This is a genomic window from Pseudoalteromonas sp. CnMc7-15, from assembly GCF_022347925.1.
Lineage (GTDB): Bacteria > Pseudomonadota > Gammaproteobacteria > Enterobacterales > Alteromonadaceae > Pseudoalteromonas > Pseudoalteromonas ruthenica.
Map to the genome: position 1 here is coordinate 421,501 of NZ_JAKRFT010000002.1, position 20,841 is coordinate 442,341.

Genomic DNA, 20,841 nt, shown 5'->3' on the forward strand with positions numbered 1-20,841 from the left:
ACTATGAAGGAAATATTCGATTACATTCAACAAGGCAAGCTACTTGAAGCGATCAGCTACTGTGAGCAACAGTTGAAAGATGATCCCGTGAACTTTGATATACGCAGCCAATTCATAGAGTTGCTTTGCCTTAACAATGAGCTTGAGCGCGCTGATAAACAGCTTGACTACATGGTTCAGAAAAACCCTGATTTTGCTGTTGGCGCTATGAACTTGCGTCAATTAGTACGTGCTGAGCAAGCGCGTCAAGACTTCTATCAAGGCAAAGCTGCACCAAAACTATTTCATGATAACGATGACCTAGATGCTATTTTCTTGGAGCTACGTATCGCCTTAAACGAAGGCGATAGTGATACTGCACAGCGCCTAGCCAAACAGCTCGAAGAGCAGCGTGCCAACCCTACCCTAGCGATCAATGACGCTCCTTGTACTGATTTTAGAGATCTTGATGATAGCCTGAATAACTACATCGAACTGCTCGGCACCAATGGCGAGTTTTACCTCGCTCGCAGTGAAGAAATTCTCAGCATCGAGTTTAAACAACCCGAGTCACTGGTTGAGCATCTTTGGTTACGCGTAGAAATTGATATTAAAGATGGCCCAAGCGGAGAAGCTCATATTCCTGCTATCTACGGTGGTGATAACAATGAAATCGAGCGTTTGGGACAAGCGACAGAATGGCAACAGTTAGGTGACGAGCTGTACATAGGTCGCGGTCTGAAAATGTGGTTTGTTGATGGTGAAGCCGTGGCTATTAATCAAATCACCACGGTGGCTCAACAATCTGAGCAAGCGGCCTAAAGGAATAAACGATGCGCGTTCGCAGTGACCATCAGCTACAAGCTTCTATTTTAGACAGACTCATCGATGATGAGCCTGATAATCAGCTGAGCACTAGCCGTGGAATGGCAATTAATCTAAAGACTCTGCGCGCTAGTGTGCGCCGAGACTTAGAGGCGTTGCTGAACGCGCGGATCCATTGGCATACGTGGCCAAGACAGTATGAAGAGCTTGCCACCTCAGTGTTGACCTACGGCTTGCCTGATTTTTCAAACATGCCTGTTAGCAGCACCGAAGGCCGGGAGCTACTGTGCCAAAAAGTGCGCGACACGATTTTACGCTTCGAACCTCGCTTTATTGAGGTCGAAGTGAGCTGCCTAGAAGATGACTTGCCGCTGGATAGAATCATGCGTTTGCGCATCAATGCGCTGCTTTGGGCAGAGCCAGAACCAGAGCTCATTAGTTTTGACTCAGAAGTGGAACCGATTAATTTGGGAATGACAGTCCAAGAGACCAGCTTATGAATGACGAATTACTAAAGTATTATAATCGTGAACTGGCCTATATTCGTCATATGGGGGCCGACTTTGCCGACAAATATCCAAAGATTGCCGGGCGTTTAAAGCTTTCTGAAGAACAGATTGAAGACCCCCATGTATCGCGCTTGGTTGAGTCTTTTGCATTTATGACTGCACAGATCAGGCAAAAACTAGACGACAGCTTCCCAGAATTAACTGACGCCTTGATGGGTCAACTCTACCCTGATTATCAAGCGCCTATCCCGTCAATGTCTGTCATTAAGATGACTACTGAGAACCTTTCAACAACCGGGGTGGTGCTACCGCGCGACAGTGATGTTGAGTCTGATGTTGAGGGCATGAAAACCTGTCACTTTCGCACCTGCTACGACAGTTATTTATGGCCGGTCGAAGTTAATAACGCACAGTTTAACAACGCCCCCTTTAGTGCTCCGCGCCCAATTTGGTCTACCACTGCCAAGTCTGTAGTAAAAATTGAACTACAGGGTGAATACAAAGAGGTCGGCCTTAAAGAAACCGAATTAAACAAGCTACGATTTTATATTAATGGTCAGTGGCACCATAGTTTGAGCATTTATGAATTACTCTTTAAAAGTGCTATTGGCTTTGCCATTGAGGCTGAGGGTCATGAAGCTAAATTCTTCTCAACGCGTCACCTGCAAGAGGTCGGTTTTAGCGATCAACACGCCACCATTCCCTACAGCGACAAATCAGCGACCGGCTATCGCCTGTTGGCAGAGAACTTTATTTTCCCTGAGAAGTTTCTATTCTTCGACTTAGAGGATATCAACCAGTTTCTACCTGAAGATAAAGCAAACTGTAATCTGTACATCTACTTCGATGAAAGCTCTCAAGAGCTTGAGAAACAACTCGGTAAGCAACATTTTCAACTCGGCTGCACGCCTATTGTTAACCTGTTTGAACAGGAACTAGAGCCTGTTCGCGTCTCACTCAGCCAGTACGAGTACAAACTGGTACCGCGCTATATGGACGCGGATATCTCAGAAGTGATTCAAGTTGGTGAAGTCAACGCCTACGACCACAAAGATAACAGTTATCAGGTAACGCCTTTTTATGGGCAAACTCACCCGGCTTATCGCGATCAAGATCGACTTTTTTGGCATATCCGCCGAGAGTCTGCATATTGGGCTGGCGGATTTACCGAGCAAGGCACCGATACCTTTTTCAGCTTGGTTGATAGAGAGTTTGAACATTTTGAGCCAGACAGCGAACATGAAAGTTGGTTAGTTACGATAAAAGCACTGTGTAGTAACCGCAACTTACCGGCCAATTTGCCTTTCGGCGGTGATGAACCGCAGATGCTCGTACCAGAGCGTGCGGATATTATTAAGAAAGTCCGTTGTTTAGTTGCTCCCACGCATGCAGTTCGCCCTGAGCTTAGCGATGCTACACGGTGGCAGTTAGTGTCCCACTTGTCTTTGGACTATTTCTCTGGCCCTGATGCGCTTCGCAAGTTAAAAGAAACGTTACGCCTGTATGATTTTAAGAATGCACCTGAATCGAAAGCGCTTATCGACAATATCCATGGTGTTAATATTGAGATGACCTCGGCGCGGCTTGTGCAAGGTGGGCGTACGTGTTTTGCCAGTGGCAGCGCTATTACGTTGACCTTTGCAAAGGATGACTTCTCCGGCAGCGGAATGTTCTTTTTTGCTTCGGTGTTAGATCATTTCTTCGCGCAATTTGCCGCCATTAATAGTTTTACTCAGTTGCGGATACGTTTTAAGGATCAAGACAGTATTTATCATAGCTGGCCTCCTCGCTCGGGTAAGGTACCGCTGTTATGAGTATCGATAGCTTATATAAAACCCCCGGCCAATTTGACTTCTATCAAGCGGTGTTTATGTTGCAAAACCGTGCTGGAAGTCGTGGTCAGAAAGTAGGAGCTGATGCCTTACCTAACCAAGAGTTAGTGCGGTTCAAGTCTGTACAGCACTTAGGCTTTCCCGGCTCCCCTGTTGCTAAAGTCAAACCAGTCGCTTGCGAACAAGGCGGACAATATCATCAAGTAGATGTGACCTTTATGGGGCTCACAGGCCCAAGCGGAGCGCTGCCCCAACACTACAGTGAACTGGTGCTTTCTCGTATTAAGCAAAAAGACACCACAATGGTGGACTTTTACGACATGTTTAATCATCGCTTAGTGTCTTTGTATTACCGCGCCTGGGAGAAATATCGCCAAGCAATCAATTACTCCACGCATAGTGAGCATTTTGACCCATTTACTCGCGTATTAGGTCACCTCAGTGGCGGCAATGCACCTTACCGTTTGCATATGGCGGGTTTATTTAGCCGCCGAGTGCGCAGCGCGGTACAGCTAGAGCGTTTGCTCACTCACTATTTAGAACTTGATGTCGACGTAAAACAATTTGTCGGTACCTGGCGACCATTAGCGTCATCAGAGCAGACACGCCTAGGGACAAGAGAAAACCCCGAAGGGCAATTTGCTCGCCTTGGCTCTGAGGCTGCGGCCGGTAAATCCGTATGGGATGTAAATAGCGCTATTGATATTACCTTCCATTGTAAAGATAAAGCCAAAGCACGCGCGCTGTTACCACAAGGCCCGTTAAATGGGTTGCTCAAAGATATGCTCCATAGCTATTTAGGCTATGCGGTCAAAGCTAACATTAATGTAAAAACGCAATTAAAAAACCTACCTGTTATGAGGTTGGGACAACAGTCTTCAGCCTTGGGCCATGGGGGCGTAACCCTCGCTCGGGAACGGGTACTATCGCGTGATGTTTGTATTCAATTACGCGGACAATAAGGAAAAGGAAAACACCTATGTCATCTATGACCCTCAATAAACTCGTAGAGAAGCTCTCGCCAGAATGTCGAGGCTCCTTAGAAGCAGCGGCTGCGCTATGCCATAGTCGCAGCCACTTTACTGTGGAGCTTGAGCACTGGTTGCATGCCATGCTGGATAAAAAACTCGATGATGTGCGTATCATATTGGCGAGTTTCAGTATTAATGCTGACAGATTAATGGCCGAGCTAAACCAAGCTTTGGAAAGCTTTAAAACCGGTAATGAGTCTGCACCCAGCTTATCACCACATGTGATCTCTTTATTGCGTCAAACCTGGCTTAACACCAGTATCGAGTTTAACGATACGCAAATACGCAGCGCTTATTTACTTTACACGCTGGTAAAAGACGACACGCTTGGCTCTTTAACAATGCGTCATGCACCGCAACTGGAAAAAATTGACCCTTCTCAATTACTGCATGCGTGGCCCGAATTGGCCGGTCAATCAAATGAAAGTAATCAGCTCGCTGCATCTACATCAAATTCTGACAAACCGGCAACGCAAGCTTCGGGTAAGACGCCAAGCTTAGATCAATTCACCATTGATCTTACTGCGCAAGCAAAGTCTGGCAAGATTGACCCTATTCTAGGGCGTGATGACGAAATTCGACAAATGATCGATATCCTGACACGTCGCCGTCAAAATAACCCTATTCTGACTGGTGAGGCAGGTGTGGGTAAAACTGCTGTTGTGGAAGGGCTTGCGCTTCGCATCGCCGAACAAGATGTGCCAGAAGCAATTAAGAATGTGCGTATTCATACGCTGGATCTCGCGCTCCTTCAAGCTGGCGCAGGAATGAAAGGTGAGTTCGAAAACCGCTTAAAGTCACTAATTAGTGAAGTGAAAAACTCGGCGCAGCCCATCATTTTATTTATTGATGAAGCCCACACTATGATCGGCAGTGGCGGTCAGGCAGGTCAAAATGATGCCGCCAACTTGCTGAAGCCCGCATTAGCGCGCGGAGAGTTGCGCACGATTGCGGCAACGACATGGGCCGAGTATAAGAAATTCTTTGAAAAAGACGCCGCTCTAACTCGACGCTTCCAAGTCGTCAAAGTCGATGAGCCTGAGCCAAGCAAAGCCATCGCCATGTTGCGCGGACTTGTACCCGTCATGGAAAGCCACCATAGCGTCTTCATATCAGAACAGGCACTGGAAAGTGCAGTGAATCTATCGCACCGCTATGTAAGTGGCCGCCAACTCCCCGATAAAGCCGTTGGTTTGCTAGACACAGCCTGTGCTCGCGTTGCTATGAGCCAAGCTGCTACGCCTGGCCCGGTGGAAAACTTAAACCGCAAAGTGCAGCGCCTTGATGATCAAATGGCCATGTTGACGCGCGAAGCGAATGCGGGCTTAGACCATAGCGCTAAAATTTCCGAATTAGAACAACAAAAGACGGATATCGAAGCGCAGTTAGCCCCGCTCAAAGAGCAATGGCAGCAAGAGCAACAAGCTATAGCCCGTGTTGGAGAAATTCTCAGTGAACTACAGCAAGAACAAGCGGATAAAGAGACGCTCGTTGCTGAGCTCAATGATATTAAGGCCAACCTGAGTGAATATGAGCAAAATATGGTTCACTGGCAGGTCGATGAAGCTCTCATTGCCCAAGTTATTGCTGATTGGACAGGTATTCCTGTCGGTAAAATGCATGAAGATGAGATCAATGCGGTACTTAACTTAGCCGACAGCATGAAAGAACGTGTGGTCGGCCAAGATCATGCGCTTGACCTTATTGCTAAAACCGTTCAAACATCACGCGCGCAACTTGCTGATGAGAACCGCCCCAATGGTATTTTCATGCTTACCGGCCCAAGCGGGGTAGGTAAAACAGAGACAGCGCTTACACTAGCAAGTGAAGTATATGGCTCAGAAGAAAACGTCACCGTTATTAATATGTCTGAGTTCAAAGAAGAGCATAAAGTGTCATTGCTATTAGGCTCACCGCCGGGCTACGTTGGCTATGGCGAAGGCGGTATTTTGACCGAGGCGGTGCGTCGCCAGCCATACAGTGTGGTACTACTTGATGAGATGGAAAAAGCACACCCTGGAGTTCAGGATATTTTCTATCAAGTGTTTGATAAAGGGATGATCAAAGACGGTGAAGGCCGTGACATCGATTTTAAAAATACCATTATCATCATGACATCAAACGTCGGCACTGACACCACCATGAACTTGTTCGACGATCCGGAAACAGCCCCATCTATCAAAGGACTGCAAAAGGCGCTACGTGATGATTTACTAGAAGCGTTTAAGCCAGCTTTCTTAGGAAGAATTAACATTGTTCCTTATGTACCTCTGACTGATGAAATGCTCATCGACATTGCCAAAATTCAGCTCGCGAAAGTCGAAAAACGCGTCGCCAAAAACTATGGCGCAGAGTTTAGCTTCGAAAAAGAACTTACAGATTATATCGTACAACGCTGTCATGAGCCTGGTTCAGGTGCTAGGAACATTCATAATATTCTACAAAATGAAATATTGCCGAAACTGAGTGAAGAGTTACTCAACAGCATGACCAGTAAAAAGGACATTAATTCAGTATCATTGACTATCGAAGGTGATGAGTTAGTGATTGAGGTGGCTTAACCCACCTCAAATCGAATTGCAAAAATCAGAATAATATAATTTCTTATTAATTATATTCTTGTGTTAGATATCGCAATTAAATATAATTTACTCAGCGCATATAAAGATGCACTAGAGAAGGAATTATTTTTTGCTGACAAAGGGATTTATCAGTACCCACCCTTTACTTGCAGTTCAAAAGATAATGAAGTCGAAGCTATAAATTTCCGGTTCGCCGGGAAGTACCCTATCCATTTATGGATGTTAGTAAAATGCAAAAAGGAGCATAAGAAATGCAAGCAAATACTTATCTAAAGTATGGTTCAATTGTAGGTGAAACTACTGCTGAGGATTTCAAAGACAAGATCACTGTTTTGTCTATGGATTGGAATATTAGCCGTGAAATTTCAGCTCACACTGGTACCGCAATGGACCGTGAAGCAAGCGCGACCCGCCTAGGTGATGTAACTATCACTAAACTTCAAGATAAAGCGTCTCCGGACCTTTTCAAAGAAGCAACGATTGGTAAAGGTGTTCCAGCCACTTTCCACATCACTAAACAAGGCGACAAAGTAGAAGAAATCATGAAAATCGACCTGACCGATGCCATGATCTCTAGCTACAGCGTGTCTGTACAAAACGATCGTCCTATCGAAACAATCACCATCAGCTACACAGAAATGATGATGACTGTTAAGCCTACAGACGACAAAAACAGTGTTACTGCGCCGCTTGTATACGGCTACAGCGGTGTTAAAGGTCAACAAATGTAATTTATTTGTTGCCCCACTCAGCTTCGGCGCTCACGCGTCGGAGCTTACTGTATTTTGGATAACAATTGAGGCATGGAATGCAAAAAGCGACACAAGACAAAAATGTAATTAAAATCACCACAGCGGCTGGCAAGGATGCGTTTTATCTCACTAGCTTTAATGCTGCGGAGAGTATGTCCGAGCTGTTTGTTATCTCTGCTAATATGTTTACCATTGGCTCGCAAGTAAGCCATGATGCCGTAGTAGGTAAAGCGGCTGTTATTGAGTTACGCAATGCTAAAGGCGGCGGTGCGGCTCGCCACTTTCATGGTATCGTAAGTCAAATGGTGTCCTTAGGCACACGCACAGCTGATAAAGATGAGCAAAAAAATTACATCGATTATCAGGTTACTATTGTGCCTGTTGCTGCGACAATGCAACATCGCCAAAATTATCGAATCTATCAGCAAAAGAAGGTTACGGAAATTGCCGCTGATTTATTTGGTCAACATGGCGTTGCTTTTAGCGATAAAACTAAAAAGAGTTATCCAAAGTACGAGTACTGTGTTCAATATCAAGAGAATGACTTGGAATTTATCCAACGCTTATTCCAGCAAGAAGGTATTTACTTCTATTTTGAGCACTCACAAGGCAATCACACTTTAGTTTTTGCCGATGATGAAACCGTCTATGCTGATGTAGCAGACTCACCCGTAGCCCACTCCTCGGGCCATCTTAGTGAATCTCATATCAGCGCTTGGCAAGGTGGTCTCTCTCTGGCTCCGGGTAGTTATAAACGTTTAGGTTATGACTTTGAAAAACCGAGCAAATACCCAGACGGTGAGCAGAAAAAGCCTGAGCTGCCGACACAAAGCAGCGGCGAGGTATTCGAGTACACCGGCGAGGCAGAGTGCAACAAACGCGCCTCGGATCTCGCTTCAATTCAACTGCAAGCATTACAAAAAGACATGAACCTCAGTAGCGGTAAAAGTGACTGTCGCTCGTTTGTGCTCGGTGGTATCTTTGCGTTTAAAAAGCATGAAGACCCCCGCCTAGAGGGTAAGAAGTTTGTAGTTACAAAATTACGTACCTCTGCCAATGTTCCTAACCAATCGGGTGCTGGCCAAAGTGAAGGCTTAGTCTACTCAAACAGCTTTAGCTGCGTACCTAAAGATACTGTTTATCGCCCTACCCGCAGTTACCAAAAGCCCTTAGTTCAAGGTATACAAACTGCACTCGTAACCGGTGATCCAGGTGATGAAATCCATATCGATAAGTATGGCCGTGTAAAGGTGCAATTTGATTGGGACCGCGAGGGTAAAAAAGACTCCAAGAGCTCATGTTGGATCCGTGTAGCTCAAAACTGGGCGGGTAAAAAGTGGGGCGCGTTTTTCTTCCCTCGCGTTGGACAAGAAGTCTTAGTTGAATTTATTAATGGCGATCCTGATCAACCCATTATCAGTGGTGCGCTCTACAACGCCGACTTGATGCCTCCTTATGCATTGCCTGCGGATAAAACCCAAAGTGGTATTAAATCAAGGTCCACCAAAGAAGGTGGCGCCGATAACTTTAATGAAATACGCTTTGAAGATAAAAAAGGCAGTGAGCTTCTCTACTTACAAGCAGAGAAAGACCATCACTTACATGTTAAAAACGATCAGAAAGACACCATACTCAATGACCGCTTAAGTGATATAACCAACAACGACACGATCAAAGTCGGCAAAGATCGCAGTACAGATATAGGTAAAAACGACACCCTGAAAGTAGGTGACGCACTTAATATTGAAGCTGGTAAAGAGATTAATATTAAAACTGGCGGCGCGTCTATCACCATGAAAAGCGATGGCAGCATTGATATTAAAGGCACCAATATCAAGATCAATGGCAGTCAAATTGCCCTTAAAGCTGGCGTGATTAAGTTGAATTAATATGAACGCTTACCTTAGCAGCCACAACCAAGAAGCCTTGTTTTCACAAGGTATCGTGGTGTACTGCTGTTTTGGCGAGCCTCACTTAATATGTCGTCCAGAACATATCCCTGATGATCCCATGCTGGGGCCAGCAATGGCCGAGTTCAGTGCGGGGGTGGTGTTTGCAGAGCAGTTCCTTCAAGACTTGGACCCGTGGCGAAATAATCACCTTATCATTAGTGCGCTTTACGACTATTTAAACTTAACCTTACTAAATGGCGGCTCAAAGCCCTTGCATGTACAGTTGTGCGATGTGGCGCAAGCGATGACAGACGGCCGACTAGTTGTTTATCCACTAGAAGATATTGCCCAGCATCCAAGCGTTGTAAAACGTCAGCTGCAAAAATCTGACAAGACTCGTTCACAGCAATCCAGCGCTGAGCAACCAAAACGTAGTAGTGGTGCAGATTTGGCCAGTCCTCAAGGTAAAAGCACGCCTTCTAGCTCCAAAGCTGCAGTTCCAGCCTCAAGCTCGGCCGGTGTAATAGACAGGCCTTCGACAAACACCCCATTACCCCAAGTGGCAGAGGCCCCTGAACAGTTTGATGCTGTCGCAGCTAGGCAACAACGTTATCAGCAAAGAAAGACTCTAATTGCCGATACCCGCTCGCTACCTGGAGCAGAGCCTGCAGCGCAGCGTCTTGACTTTAATAATGACAATGTCGTTCGTGCTGAGGCCGCTCAGTATGTTTATCGCGTTGATGAATACAACCGAGGGCATATAGACACGCTGCCAGAACCGCCTGTGGGTTTAAAACACCTTAACGCAGAAAATACACCAGAATTAGCGGACGCGGTATTTACTGATAATGATTCGGGCTTCGGAGCCGCGTTATTTGAATCTGATATTACTGGTGAAAAAATGTTAACGTTCCGAGGAACGAACAACGGTGTAACCGGTGCAGCAGATTGGAAAACCAACTTTATGCAAGGCAGTGGTATGGAAACGACCCAGTACAACCAAGCGATGGAACTTGCACGAAGAGCTGAGCAATTATATCAGGATGATGTCATTATGGTCGGTCACTCTCTCGGTGGCGGACTGGCAACATCCGGTGTGGCTGTATCGGGAAATAAAGGCTATACCTTTAACTCCTCAGGCTTACACCCGAAAACGTCGGCACGTGAACAAGGGTTGCCTTTAGAAGAAGTATCAAAACTGATTGTTTCTCAAGCGGTTGATGGTGATGTTCTCACCATGGCGCAGAGCTTACCAGTAAAAGGCATACTCACTGGCGCTGCGGGATATCTGGGAGGCCCTGTCGCGGGCCTTGCTACAGCTGCGGCAATTGCCGGTTTAGACCTAATCCCTAAAGCGTCTGGTGATATGCGCAGTCTGCCAAGCCTTCAAGGTGGCACACCCATAGACCGCCACGGTATGGACCAAGTAGTTGAGGGAATTGAGTCGCAGAAGCAAGAAGATATAAACACCCTCAATACCATTAAAGACAATTACTTAGGCTAGGTGAACATGAAGCTTCTTTTTATTGCTGTGCCTTTGGCACTGATACTGATAGCCTGCATGGCATTGCCTACTCAAGGAAAAAATATGAAAGCTGAACAATTTTTTGAGCCCTCCCATGTAAAGTTGCTCAACGCCATTAAAGCGGGTGACAAGCAAGCCGCGCAAGCTATCATTGATAATGGCGTTGCACTGAATGTACGCGGCGAGCACGGTATTACGCCACTATTTTGGCTCGCCATGGAGACGGACAAAGAATCGTTACAGCTTGCGCTAGAACTCGGCGCGAATCCCGACTACCCGGCCCTAGTTAAAAAAGACCGGAACGAGCCAAAGAAAGAACAGCTTCTTGCAGCTTTAGCGGGCAGCGACAAAACAGATATGATGCAGGCTTTACTAGAGCATAATGCCTCTCCTAACGGCGTTGATGCCCATAAAAAGCCAGCTATTTTCAATGCTATTGCCAACGATAAAGACGACCAAATAGAGTTACTGCTAAAGCATGATGTTGATCTTAATGCCACAGATGCGATGAACACCAACGCCGCCAACTATGCGGCGCTCATGCTAAAGTACAAATACGCTTTACTATTTATTTCCAAAGGCGCCGACTTCTCTACCCCTTCGACCACCGGCGGCACGGTTGCCAACAGTATAGAAAAAGACTTGCGTAAAAAATTGGTTCGCCCTGGCACTGATAACTATGAGTATGTAATGGAAATCAAAGAACTGCTGATGGAAAAAGGCGTTTCTTTTCCTCCCCCCTCACCGAAAGAAGTTAGAGCGGCTAATTAAGGCTTTGTGTAGCTAAAAGGCCGCAACTGAATCACTGCCCGCTCTACTTTATTTGCTACCGGAAAGGAGTGATAAATCAATAAGCCTATTAACCTTGTCACACTCATTGGCTCAGACTTCGCGTAAGACTGACATTGACGTTCTCCAACTTTAACGTGGCACGCACATGGCTGTATGCAGTGCTACTTATATTTATGGCCATGCCCACACTAGCGCAAGGTATGAAAGCTGAACAATTTTTTGAGCCCTCCCATGTAACATTGCTCAACGCCATTAAAGCGGGTGACAAGCAAGCCGCGCAAGCTATCATTGATACTGGCGTTGCACTGGATGTACACGGTGAGCATGGTATTACGCCACTATTTTGGCTCGCTATGGAAACGAATAAAAAATCATTAAGGCTTGCGCTAGACCTTGGTGCTGATCCTGACTTTCCAGCTTATGTAACCCTAGACCGAAATGGACCGACTGAAGAGCAACTATTGTCGGCTTTAGCCGGTAGCGACAAAACCGAAATGATGCAGGTTCTGCTTGAATATAATGCCTCCCCCAATGCAGTAGATGCAAGCTTAGAGCCGGCTTTATTCAATGCGGTTGCTAATGACAAAGATGAGCAAGTAAATTTGTTATTAGCTTATGGGGTTGATCTTAATGCCACAGACGCGATGAACAATAACGCCGCCAATTATTCGGCGCTCATGCTAAAGTATAAATATACTTTACTATTTATTACCCAAGGTGGCGACTTTTCTGCGCCTTCAGCCACAGGCGGAACTGTAGCTAATAGTATAGAGCGAGATCTGCGAAAGAAATTACTTCGGCCCGGAACCAGTAATTACGATTATGCGATGAAAGTGAAAGAACTAATGATAGAAAAAGGCGTTTCTTTTCCTCCGCCCTCACCGAAAGAGGTAAGAAATAATAACTAAAGACTTTTTATGAGCAATAAAAGTTCACTTCAATTGGTTAAGCAACACTGCAAAAAATGAGACCGATTTTTTAATTTTAAATAACTAAGGCCATTTTCTCATCTAGTTTTAACAAAACTCACCAAAAAGCAACTGCACATAAAATAAAACCATTAAAATCCCATATTAATCAACAATGCGGATATATTAAAAGCTACAAATAGAGAGATAAAAATAATATACTCTGAGTACATCCTAGATTCGGAAAAGTTATAGACTTAAGTTTAGGTTTTAAATAATACAATTAAGCCATGTCATAGAATGACATCAATCGTAAACAAGGAGAAAAAAATGTCCCAAACGATCGCACTTTCAGATTTAATAAGTGGCTTGGACGCAACTGAGTTCGCACCTGAAATACCATTTGAGCTAGGTGGTGATTGCCCCTTGGAAAAGGTGTCAGCTTTTCGTCTTACAGATCCATGCGAACATTGGCTATACATAACAACTGGTCTCGCACAATTTGGTCAAGAGCTCACTTTACGCATTAAATCTTCCGAAGAAGCGGCACCTGAATGGCCTTTCGAGCTGCTTAAAGCTGTAGCACGTCGTATTTTCGGTCGCGAGGAGCCTATTGAAGCAAATAGTTTCTTACCATTGGGTAGCCCAATTGTTCGTGAAGCAGATTGCTTTTTAACGACATTATTTTTTACTCAAGACTGCGAATTAAAGGGCATGGATAGCATTGACTTTTTGCAGGTTTGTGCCATCACTCATGACGAAGAAATGGCTGCCCGTGGTTGGAAATTAGATAAGTTTGCACAGTTACTAACCCTGCAGGTTCCAAAGAATATTATTGATCTTAAGCGTTTCTCTTTATTAAAGAACGAGAATATAAAGGCGGCATTTCAACGCGGCCGTGATAAAGACGGTTCAGATACACAATTAGTTCCCTGCGGTCAGATTATGTTTCAAGTAACTGACGCAACCACTGCTTATATCCAAATTGATGCGCTCGCAGCTGAATACCTAGAATCTGTGCTGCCTGGACGTTTACCCCACGGTCAAGATTTAATCATAATCAGTGAAGAACATAACATAAAATTAATCCCTAGCGACACAGCCATGGTTAAAGGTGTCGATGATTGCTGGGCAGAAATATACCTCACTCCGAGCATGTACCAACAAATGATGGAGCAACTTAAACTTCGGGTTCAGGCGTTCTTCTTTGATGAATTTGAGAACATACGTTTTAGCATTAATGACTACCGCATCAAAGACACAGAAGGCAGAACTGTCGGTGTGAAACAGTGGCGTTAGGATTTGCTTTATAGGGGCTACCACAGCCCCTATTCTATATTTTGAGTAAGAAATTATCATAGTAAGCCCACTATAAGAGATCTGTCTAAACTTTAAATCCTGAGCTGTTATTCTCGATGACTCCCCCAGCTCCCTTTCTTATGTGTTAACCTTAGCAACCAAAACCATTATATAGGGACATAAGCTATGGGCATTGATATTAAATATTTACAACGAATCGTTGATGAGGTGCTAAAAGCGTCAGCACTAAAAGACATTACTTGGTCAACCTTAGCTTTGGTTCTTACTCGAGAAGATAAGGGGTTTGCAAACGCTGGCTTCTACTACCAAGACGATGGTTCAGCCACGCCATTTTACGTCAACTCCAATGAGCATTTGGTTCTCTCAGATATGGTGCAGGATATGCAGCAGGAAATTACTCGCCAAGGCCCCTTGCAAATTCAGCAATTATTGGTACAAATTCAACAAAAAAGCGGCTTTTTCAAAGCAGACTTCGAATTTAAAAACCATCAGCGCTGGGACTTTAATACCACGGAGCTTGAGCCATTGCAGGCCTTGTTGAAGCCTGACTTTTCAGAATAATCGAGCTGGGCATTCAATATACTTGTCGACGCACTATTAATCGGCGATAATATAGCCTTTCAGCGATTAAAAGGATGTGATCATGGGAAAACCCGCTTCCACTTTGACTCATATGCATGTATGCCCCAAGACTAATCCCGGCCCAGTTCCCCATGTCGGTGGCCCTATAATCATGGGCTCAGGCAATGTATTGATTGGTGGCCTGCCAGCGGCCAGAAAAGGCGATAAACTTATTTGCGTAGGTCCGCCGGATACCATTAATTCAGGCTCAGGTTCTGTAAAAATCAATGGTAAACCCGCCGCACGTATGGGCGATGGGACCGCTCACGGCGGGAAAATAGTAGTTGGTAATCCAACTGTATTGATTGGTGGCTAGGCTAAAGGATTGCACTCACGCATGGAAGCTTTGAATACCGCTCAACGTTTGCAAGAACTGGTGTGCTTACAATCACATCCTTTGGCTAATCGTGCCAGCTTTTTAAGCGCAGTTAATCGCTTCACCGTCGAATTGCGGCAGGCCAGCGCGGGTTTGCGAGATTTTTCTGATCCTCATTGCCCTTTTTCACTGAGTATAGCCAGCAAAACGCTGCTCGATGCAGCTTTTATAGTTAGCGATGAAACCAACTTCGAGCAACGAGTGCTTTTTTGCCAGCTATTGATCAGGCTACAACGATTAAGTCTGAAATCTGCACTGAATCAATTGTTACTTAGCGAATCACCAGAGCATCATGCCATCGCTTTAGAGCTGGCTTGGCGAGAGGGGGTGTTAACACATATTCCCGAGTCGGTGTTGCAGCAAATCGACACGACAGACTACAGCGACTATCGCGCGTTGCTCACGGGGCAAACCTTAAGTTGGCAAGCAAACGATAAACAAGACATATTGACTGCTTGCGAAGAAATACTGGCCCGTTATTCGCTCACGCACCCTTTAGCCCAACTATTTTTCTTGACCTGTTCCAATGATGATATTCAGCGTATTGCCAATACCTGGTCAAAAAGCCACAGCCCACAAGACATTGCACACCTATTCATGCTCGCGGGGCTGACAAAGCAGCTTCCTTTGATTTACCAATTACTGTGTGAGGAGCCCAATAACGAGCTTATCAACACCTTCATGAACTGTTACGGCGAGCATGTAGAAACGCTATTTACGCAAGAGCAACTGACCGAAGCTTGGCTTGCTCCCGATACCTTGGGCGACTTTCAAGAGCAACTATCAACACAGTGGCCAACCTTTTGCGAGCAGGTCGATTTTGGCAATCGACTACTGGCAGGGAAAGACATCTACACGCACCCGCTTAAAGACTATCAGTTCGATGCTATTACGCCTTACTTGGTGGCGCAGCTGTTTAATTTAATGCACAAAAAAGAGAGCCATATAGTTCATCCACTCTCCTTGGGGGTCACATGGCAATAACACTCACAGAGTTCGATATCGCCCTTCCAGGGCTCGAAAGTACCGAAGCTGCACTTCTTCTTAGCGAGCCAATGCCTGTAAGCGAGCAGTCGCAACAGAGCGAGGCAATGCCCTGGCCTATTTCTCTTATTGCGCCACTGAATCAGTTTTTAGCCCGCTTTGAGTTTGACCTCGAGGAGCCTATTTTTTGGCTGCTGCCTAACCTCGCTTATGATGAGCAACGTCTAAATACGCTTATTTCAGCCTTAAACGAAGTGGCTCCCAATGGCCGGGTACAACCAGGCCACTCCCACCCGGTAAACGAGTTTTTCGCGCACGGTGAATCGGCACTGCACTGCGCGCTCATTAAAGCGATGCAGCTTGCTAAAAATGTCACATTCATTGCCTTAGATGAGCAATTTTTACATCTAAATGAAGGTATCACACACAATAACGGCGCCGCATTCGCATTAGCACGAGTAAAATTTGGTGAAACAGGGCTGCACGTGCCCTTTTGTCACGGTGAACCTTGTTTCGATATCGAACAACACAATCCCTTCCCTACTTTACTCAGCCAAGCGGTAAAAGAAGTGCCCGCCCCAATAGAGCACATTGTAGCCCCCGCCTTAGGGGAAGAGCCTTGGCCTAGTGCCTGGCTTGAGGGGTATTTACAACTAAACGGTAAAGTGGTTGAGCAACCAAAGGTGACTCAAAGTGAATACGTTCATGGTCAGCTCGGCGCAGTGTTTGGCCTTTATTCATTTATTGGTATCTATAATGACTACAATTCGAGCATGCATCGTGATATTATTTTACACCTTGGCAGCACGCCCAAACTCTACCAAGCAGCTTCTGTGTATCAATGGATTGATTAAGGAATAACGTAAGAATATGGATATTCGTTCAATTGCCTTTCGCTCAAAACGCGGCTCAGTGTTAATTACCCTAGCCAATGATAAAGCCCCTGGTGGCTACGATCCGGTGGCGATAGACACCCCAGATGCGGCAGGCGCCCAAGTCAATCTATTGGCCGAAGATCTGGTCGGCGATATTCATAAACGAATTCAATGTGTGCATATGCTGCGCGCTGCGGGCGTGCATTCGGTTAACACCGCCACCGCGCGGGAAGTCGCCCATGGCCTAAGCTCGGCGTTAGCATCAGGCTCCTTACTTTGTTATAACCAAAAACCTAAACGCAGCATTCAAGTTAGCGACAATACCAACTCGGCCAGTGCCAGTGGCGGTGCCAAAGCGCAAAAAGATAAAAAGTCCCAACCCAGCGTGGTCAAAAAAGGCGGTCAATCCGAGGGCAACCCTAACAAAGCCCAAGTCAATGACACGGCCACTGAGCAAAGTGTAGATGAACAAGAGTGCCGCTCTGATCCTATCTCCATGCTCAGCGGTGAAGAAATTCTTCCGTTGGTCGATTTTACCCTTAACGCCCCCATGCCTTTAAAGTGGCAACGCCTATACCGCTCCAGCAAAAGCGATACCAATGTGGGCTTGGGCTTTGGCTGGCGCCATCATTTTGCTCTCAGCATTTTTGAGCGCTACGAAGCGCCACCGAAAGTTGGCCCGAAAACACCCGGGCGCTATTGGCTAGAACTCGTTGATGAACAAGGCCGCATACACGAGTTTGAGAAAGTAAAACCAGGGCAAACCAGTTATCAGCTTAGCTCACAACTTGCTTTACACTACCAAAACGATGGCAAGCAAACCTTAGTACGCCCTGATGACAGCCATTATACGTTTTTTGCTGGTTCCAAGGCCTGGTTACTCGAGAAAATCACCGATGCCAAGGGGCAAACACTCAGCTTTTTCTACGATGCCAACGAACGCCTAAGCCGCGTTGCTATTAATGATAAGCGCGGTGTAGTACTGCAATATAACGGCGATGATTTATTAACTAAGGTTGCCGCTTATCACATGGATGACAAAGACAAACGTCACATCCATGAGCCGCTGCTTGCTTGTTATCAATACAATGACGCGAAACAACTGGTGGCAGTGACCGATAGCCAGGGCAATATTGAGCGTTACAGCTACCGTGGCGATAATGTTATTAGCAAGCGTACCCGCGCCAGTGGCTTTAGCCACCACTTTGAGTGGCAAGGTGCAGGCGTTGATGCAAAATGTATTCGCCAGTACGGTGATAACAACACCTACGAGTACAGCTTTGAATACCCACGAGAGGGAGTGAGCAAAAGTACCGATAGTCGCGGTAATACCGAAACCTTTGTTCACAACAGCGACGGTAAGCTGATTGAATACACCGACGCGCGGGGCCATAGCTGGCGATACCGCTATGATGCCTTTGGCAATCGTACTCACACCCAGCATCCAGATGGCAGTGAAGAGCGCAGCGAATACAATGATCATGGTCAAAAAGTGGCCCAGTACGATGCTCAAGGCAATAAAACCACCTTTGCTTACAACCAACTGGGACAGCATGTACTGACTCGCTATGCCGATGGCGGTGAACTCAAGCGCGCGTTTACTGCAATGGGTCTGCTGCAATCGCAAACTCTGCCCGATGGCCGCACCAGCCATTATCAATACAATGACAATAATCAATTGACCACAGTGGTGCATGGCGATGGCCGCAGTGAACAGTTTAGCTGGAGTGGCCAAGGCGAGCTCTTAGCGCATCAACAAGGCGATGTCCTAACGCGCTTTAGTTACGACGAACTAGGCCGTGTTAATGCAACTCTAACCAACACCGGTCTATTAACCCAATTCGAGCGCAATGCCGCCGGCCAACTGAGCGCCAAAGTCATGCGCCAAGAAGGCGATGAGCACGCGGCGATTCGTATTGAGTACCATTACGATGCTGCTGGTCGCTTAACGGCGACCACCAATGGCAATGGCGAGCAAACTAGCGCTGATTACGCTGGATTAGCGCAGCCCGAACAAGTGCGTTTTGCCGATGGCAGCCACTTGCGCTACCGCTATGATAAAGAGCGCAACTTGATCGGTATTACCCGCAGTGATGGTGCAGAATACCGCATTGATTACGACGCTAATGAAAACCCAATTCGCACCACGGGCTTTGACGGTCGCGTGCAGCGCTTTGAGTTTGATGCTCATAACCGTGTGGTCGCACTCAACGATGCCGACGAGCGCTTTATTAAATTAAAACGAAACGCGCTTGGTCAAGTCATAGAGCAACAGGCTGCTCACCCCAATGCCAAAGACAGCACCCTGTGTAACCTGTCCAACTATTTTAGTTATGACAGTCAAGGACGCCTTCAGCGCGCCCATAACGGTGCCACCACTCTGACACAAGGGTTCGATCAAGCCGGTAAACTACTGGTAGCGACCCAGGGCCAACATACCCTTAACTACAGTTATGATGCCTTTGGCCGACGCAGCGCCTTAACTTTAGCCGACGGCCAAATTCTTAATTATCATTATGACGCCCAAGGCCAACTGGCGCGCATCGATCTCAATGGGCACACCCATGTTGAGCTCAGCCATCGACATGGTCAACTCAGTGAAATTCACTACGCCAATAACATCACCACCAAACAACAGTTTGATTGTTTTGGCCGTCTTTGCGAGCAGGAGTTATCGCATCCAGAAAATGCGCTCTATGCCAAACAAAGTTACCAATACGATGGCAACAATCAACTTATAGCCAGTCAGCGCGAGAGCTCAAACAGCGAACTAAGTAGCGATAAGCAATATCAGTACAACGCCATCAATCAGCTTATTGAGGTCAACGGCGACCAATCGGCGCGCTACCACTGGGACAGCTTTGGTAACCCGGAGCAAGCGACCGCATCGGATGAACCAGCACTGCGTCCAGTTGATAAAGAGCACACTTCCCCTGCCCTTAATAACAGCGGCGAGGATGTCTTTACGGGCACAGCCTGTATTGATGACCGCCTATACCACCTTGGCCAGGACGAGTTTGACTATGATGCCTGTGGTAACCAAGTGCATGTGCTTGGCAAAGGGCAGCGCCAACGCTTGGAATACAACGCCTTAAACCAGCTCGCAAGCTTTTATCATAACGATCAGCTGACTCGTTATGAATATGACCCACTCGGTCGACGCTGCGCAAAACTGACCGAGCAAGGGCGCATTGACTATATTTGGGATGGTAACCAACTGCTTGGCGAGTGCCAAAACGGCCAGTATACCTGGTATGTATCACTGCCAGGAGAATATCAGCCATTGCTGCTAATCAACGACAGTGGTGTGTACTATTACCATTTAGACCAACTCGATACTCCGCAGTTTGTGACCAACGCCCACGCCGAAGTGGTGTGGCAAAATAATACCGATGCCTTTGGTTACAGTGAACAAATCGAGCTCAGCCCAGAGCATATTACCCAGCCCCTGCGTTTTCAGGGCCAGTACTTTGATGAAGAAAGCGGCTTGCACTACAATCGCTACCGCTACTACAGCCCCAAACAGCAGCGCTTTATTAACCAAGATCCAATTGGCTTGGTCGGCGGTATCAACCACTACCAATATGCGCCCAACCCCATCAACTGGGTAGACCCACTGGGATTGAGTTGTAAGGAAAAATATATAGTACTTGGTGAAGGGCAACATGCAGTTGAAATTTATGCTGACTTAATGAGGAGTAAGTTCCCTGACCTTGAATTTAGAACGATTGGAAATGATTGGAAGTCTATAGTAAGGAAGTCTGGTGCTAGTCGAGAAAGTTTTGGTTCTAAGGAGTGGGAGAAAAAAGCTGTCAATGGAAATATACAATGGATTAAGGATATGCATGAAGAGGGCTATGTATTTATAGATATTGGTAATGACTCCTTACCTAATCGTAGCTCTTTTTATATTGCTGAGAAAGAAACACTTAGAGAGGTTGATGCTAAAGTACTTAAAGGGAGCAAACGAAATATAACCCTTGCAAGAAGTAAAGCTAAACCAAGTCAACGACCTCCATCAAAGTTATAGTAGGAATG

General features: G+C 46.1%; 16 protein-coding genes. All 16 read left to right on the plus strand.

The features are described from left to right. The first annotated feature begins 3 nt into the window (after nucleotides 1–3). The 16 genes from MHM95_RS05660 (at nucleotide 4) to MHM95_RS05735 (ending at nucleotide 20,833) form a co-directional block, all read left to right on the plus strand. Nucleotides 4–801, plus strand: coding sequence for a type VI secretion system accessory protein TagJ (locus MHM95_RS05660; protein WP_022944425.1), 798 nt, complete (start codon nucleotides 4–6; stop codon nucleotides 799–801). Between the two features lie 11 nt (nucleotides 802–812). Then, nucleotides 813–1,304: a type VI secretion system baseplate subunit TssE gene (gene tssE / locus MHM95_RS05665; RefSeq protein ID WP_045980635.1), complete on the plus strand. Its 492-nt coding sequence runs from the start codon at nucleotides 813–815 to the stop codon at nucleotides 1,302–1,304. Beyond that, nucleotides 1,301–3,127 carry a type VI secretion system baseplate subunit TssF gene (gene tssF / locus MHM95_RS05670; RefSeq protein ID WP_138509742.1) on the plus strand — a complete coding sequence of 609 codons (1,827 nt, stop codon included), beginning with the start codon at nucleotides 1,301–1,303 and terminating at the stop codon, nucleotides 3,125–3,127. The genes tssE and tssF overlap by 4 nt, the downstream gene beginning before the upstream one ends. After that, nucleotides 3,124–4,107 carry a type VI secretion system baseplate subunit TssG gene (gene tssG / locus MHM95_RS05675; RefSeq protein WP_052698305.1) on the plus strand — a complete coding sequence of 328 codons (984 nt, stop codon included), beginning with the start codon at nucleotides 3,124–3,126 and terminating at the stop codon, nucleotides 4,105–4,107. The genes tssF and tssG overlap by 4 nt, the downstream gene beginning before the upstream one ends. A gap of 17 nt (nucleotides 4,108–4,124) precedes the next feature. Further along, nucleotides 4,125–6,737: a type VI secretion system ATPase TssH gene (gene tssH, locus MHM95_RS05680; protein WP_053910769.1), complete on the plus strand. Its 2,613-nt coding sequence runs from the start codon at nucleotides 4,125–4,127 to the stop codon at nucleotides 6,735–6,737. A gap of 272 nt (nucleotides 6,738–7,009) precedes the next feature. After that, on the plus strand, nucleotides 7,010–7,489 hold the full coding sequence (locus tag MHM95_RS05685) for a type VI secretion system tube protein Hcp (protein WP_022944431.1): 480 nt from the start codon (nucleotides 7,010–7,012) through the stop codon (nucleotides 7,487–7,489). A 77-nt stretch (nucleotides 7,490–7,566) separates the two neighbouring features. Beyond that, nucleotides 7,567–9,399 (plus strand): type VI secretion system tip protein TssI/VgrG, encoded by a 1,833-nt coding sequence (tssI, locus tag MHM95_RS05690; protein WP_053910770.1) that lies wholly within the window; start codon nucleotides 7,567–7,569, stop codon nucleotides 9,397–9,399. A 1-nt stretch (nucleotide 9,400) separates the two neighbouring features. Beyond that, nucleotides 9,401–10,906, plus strand: a complete 1,506-nt coding sequence (locus MHM95_RS05695) for an Mbeg1-like protein (RefSeq protein WP_239384624.1) — start codon at nucleotides 9,401–9,403, stop codon at nucleotides 10,904–10,906. An 84-nt stretch (nucleotides 10,907–10,990) separates the two neighbouring features. After that, nucleotides 10,991–11,698: an ankyrin repeat domain-containing protein gene (locus MHM95_RS05700; protein WP_239384625.1), complete on the plus strand. Its 708-nt coding sequence runs from the start codon at nucleotides 10,991–10,993 to the stop codon at nucleotides 11,696–11,698. A gap of 221 nt (nucleotides 11,699–11,919) precedes the next feature. Then, nucleotides 11,920–12,627, plus strand: a complete 708-nt coding sequence (locus MHM95_RS05705; protein WP_239384626.1) for a hypothetical protein — start codon at nucleotides 11,920–11,922, stop codon at nucleotides 12,625–12,627. Between the two features lie 330 nt (nucleotides 12,628–12,957). Continuing rightward, nucleotides 12,958–13,926, plus strand: coding sequence for a suppressor of fused domain protein (locus MHM95_RS05710; RefSeq protein ID WP_239384627.1), 969 nt, complete (start codon nucleotides 12,958–12,960; stop codon nucleotides 13,924–13,926). A gap of 186 nt (nucleotides 13,927–14,112) precedes the next feature. Beyond that, nucleotides 14,113–14,508, plus strand: a complete 396-nt coding sequence (locus tag MHM95_RS05715) for a hypothetical protein (protein ID WP_138509734.1) — start codon at nucleotides 14,113–14,115, stop codon at nucleotides 14,506–14,508. An 82-nt stretch (nucleotides 14,509–14,590) separates the two neighbouring features. After that, complete coding sequence (locus MHM95_RS05720) at nucleotides 14,591–14,884, plus strand: PAAR domain-containing protein (protein WP_026111034.1); 294 nt, start codon at nucleotides 14,591–14,593, stop codon at nucleotides 14,882–14,884. A gap of 21 nt (nucleotides 14,885–14,905) precedes the next feature. Then, a complete protein-coding gene (locus MHM95_RS05725; RefSeq protein ID WP_239384628.1) occupies nucleotides 14,906–15,928 on the plus strand; it encodes a hypothetical protein in 1,023 nt (340 codons plus the stop codon). After that, nucleotides 15,919–16,782: a hypothetical protein gene (locus MHM95_RS05730; protein ID WP_239384630.1), complete on the plus strand. Its 864-nt coding sequence runs from the start codon at nucleotides 15,919–15,921 to the stop codon at nucleotides 16,780–16,782. The genes MHM95_RS05725 and MHM95_RS05730 overlap by 10 nt, the downstream gene beginning before the upstream one ends. Before the next feature lie 16 nt (nucleotides 16,783–16,798). Further along, entirely contained in the window at nucleotides 16,799–20,833 is a 4,035-nt protein-coding gene (locus MHM95_RS05735; protein ID WP_239384632.1) for an RHS repeat-associated core domain-containing protein, read from the plus strand. The last annotated feature ends 8 nt before the right edge of the window (nucleotides 20,834–20,841 follow it).

Coding starts and splice junctions, on each gene's coding strand:
- tssE (WP_045980635.1), top strand. CDS start 813: ATGCGCGTTCGCAGTGACCATCAGCTACAAGCTTCTATTTTAGACAGA.
- tssH (WP_053910769.1), top strand. CDS start 4,125: ATGTCATCTATGACCCTCAATAAACTCGTAGAGAAGCTCTCGCCAGAA.
- tssF (WP_138509742.1), top strand. CDS start 1,301: ATGAATGACGAATTACTAAAGTATTATAATCGTGAACTGGCCTATATT.
- tssG (WP_052698305.1), top strand. CDS start 3,124: ATGAGTATCGATAGCTTATATAAAACCCCCGGCCAATTTGACTTCTAT.
- MHM95_RS05735 (WP_239384632.1), top strand. CDS start 16,799: ATGGATATTCGTTCAATTGCCTTTCGCTCAAAACGCGGCTCAGTGTTA.
- MHM95_RS05700 (WP_239384625.1), top strand. CDS start 10,991: ATGAAAGCTGAACAATTTTTTGAGCCCTCCCATGTAAAGTTGCTCAAC.
- MHM95_RS05730 (WP_239384630.1), top strand. CDS start 15,919: ATGGCAATAACACTCACAGAGTTCGATATCGCCCTTCCAGGGCTCGAA.
- MHM95_RS05685 (WP_022944431.1), top strand. CDS start 7,010: ATGCAAGCAAATACTTATCTAAAGTATGGTTCAATTGTAGGTGAAACT.
- MHM95_RS05725 (WP_239384628.1), top strand. CDS start 14,906: ATGGAAGCTTTGAATACCGCTCAACGTTTGCAAGAACTGGTGTGCTTA.
- MHM95_RS05710 (WP_239384627.1), top strand. CDS start 12,958: ATGTCCCAAACGATCGCACTTTCAGATTTAATAAGTGGCTTGGACGCA.
- MHM95_RS05660 (WP_022944425.1), top strand. CDS start 4: ATGAAGGAAATATTCGATTACATTCAACAAGGCAAGCTACTTGAAGCG.
- MHM95_RS05705 (WP_239384626.1), top strand. CDS start 11,920: ATGAAAGCTGAACAATTTTTTGAGCCCTCCCATGTAACATTGCTCAAC.
- MHM95_RS05695 (WP_239384624.1), top strand. CDS start 9,401: ATGAACGCTTACCTTAGCAGCCACAACCAAGAAGCCTTGTTTTCACAA.
- MHM95_RS05720 (WP_026111034.1), top strand. CDS start 14,591: ATGGGAAAACCCGCTTCCACTTTGACTCATATGCATGTATGCCCCAAG.
- MHM95_RS05715 (WP_138509734.1), top strand. CDS start 14,113: ATGGGCATTGATATTAAATATTTACAACGAATCGTTGATGAGGTGCTA.
- tssI (WP_053910770.1), top strand. CDS start 7,567: ATGCAAAAAGCGACACAAGACAAAAATGTAATTAAAATCACCACAGCG.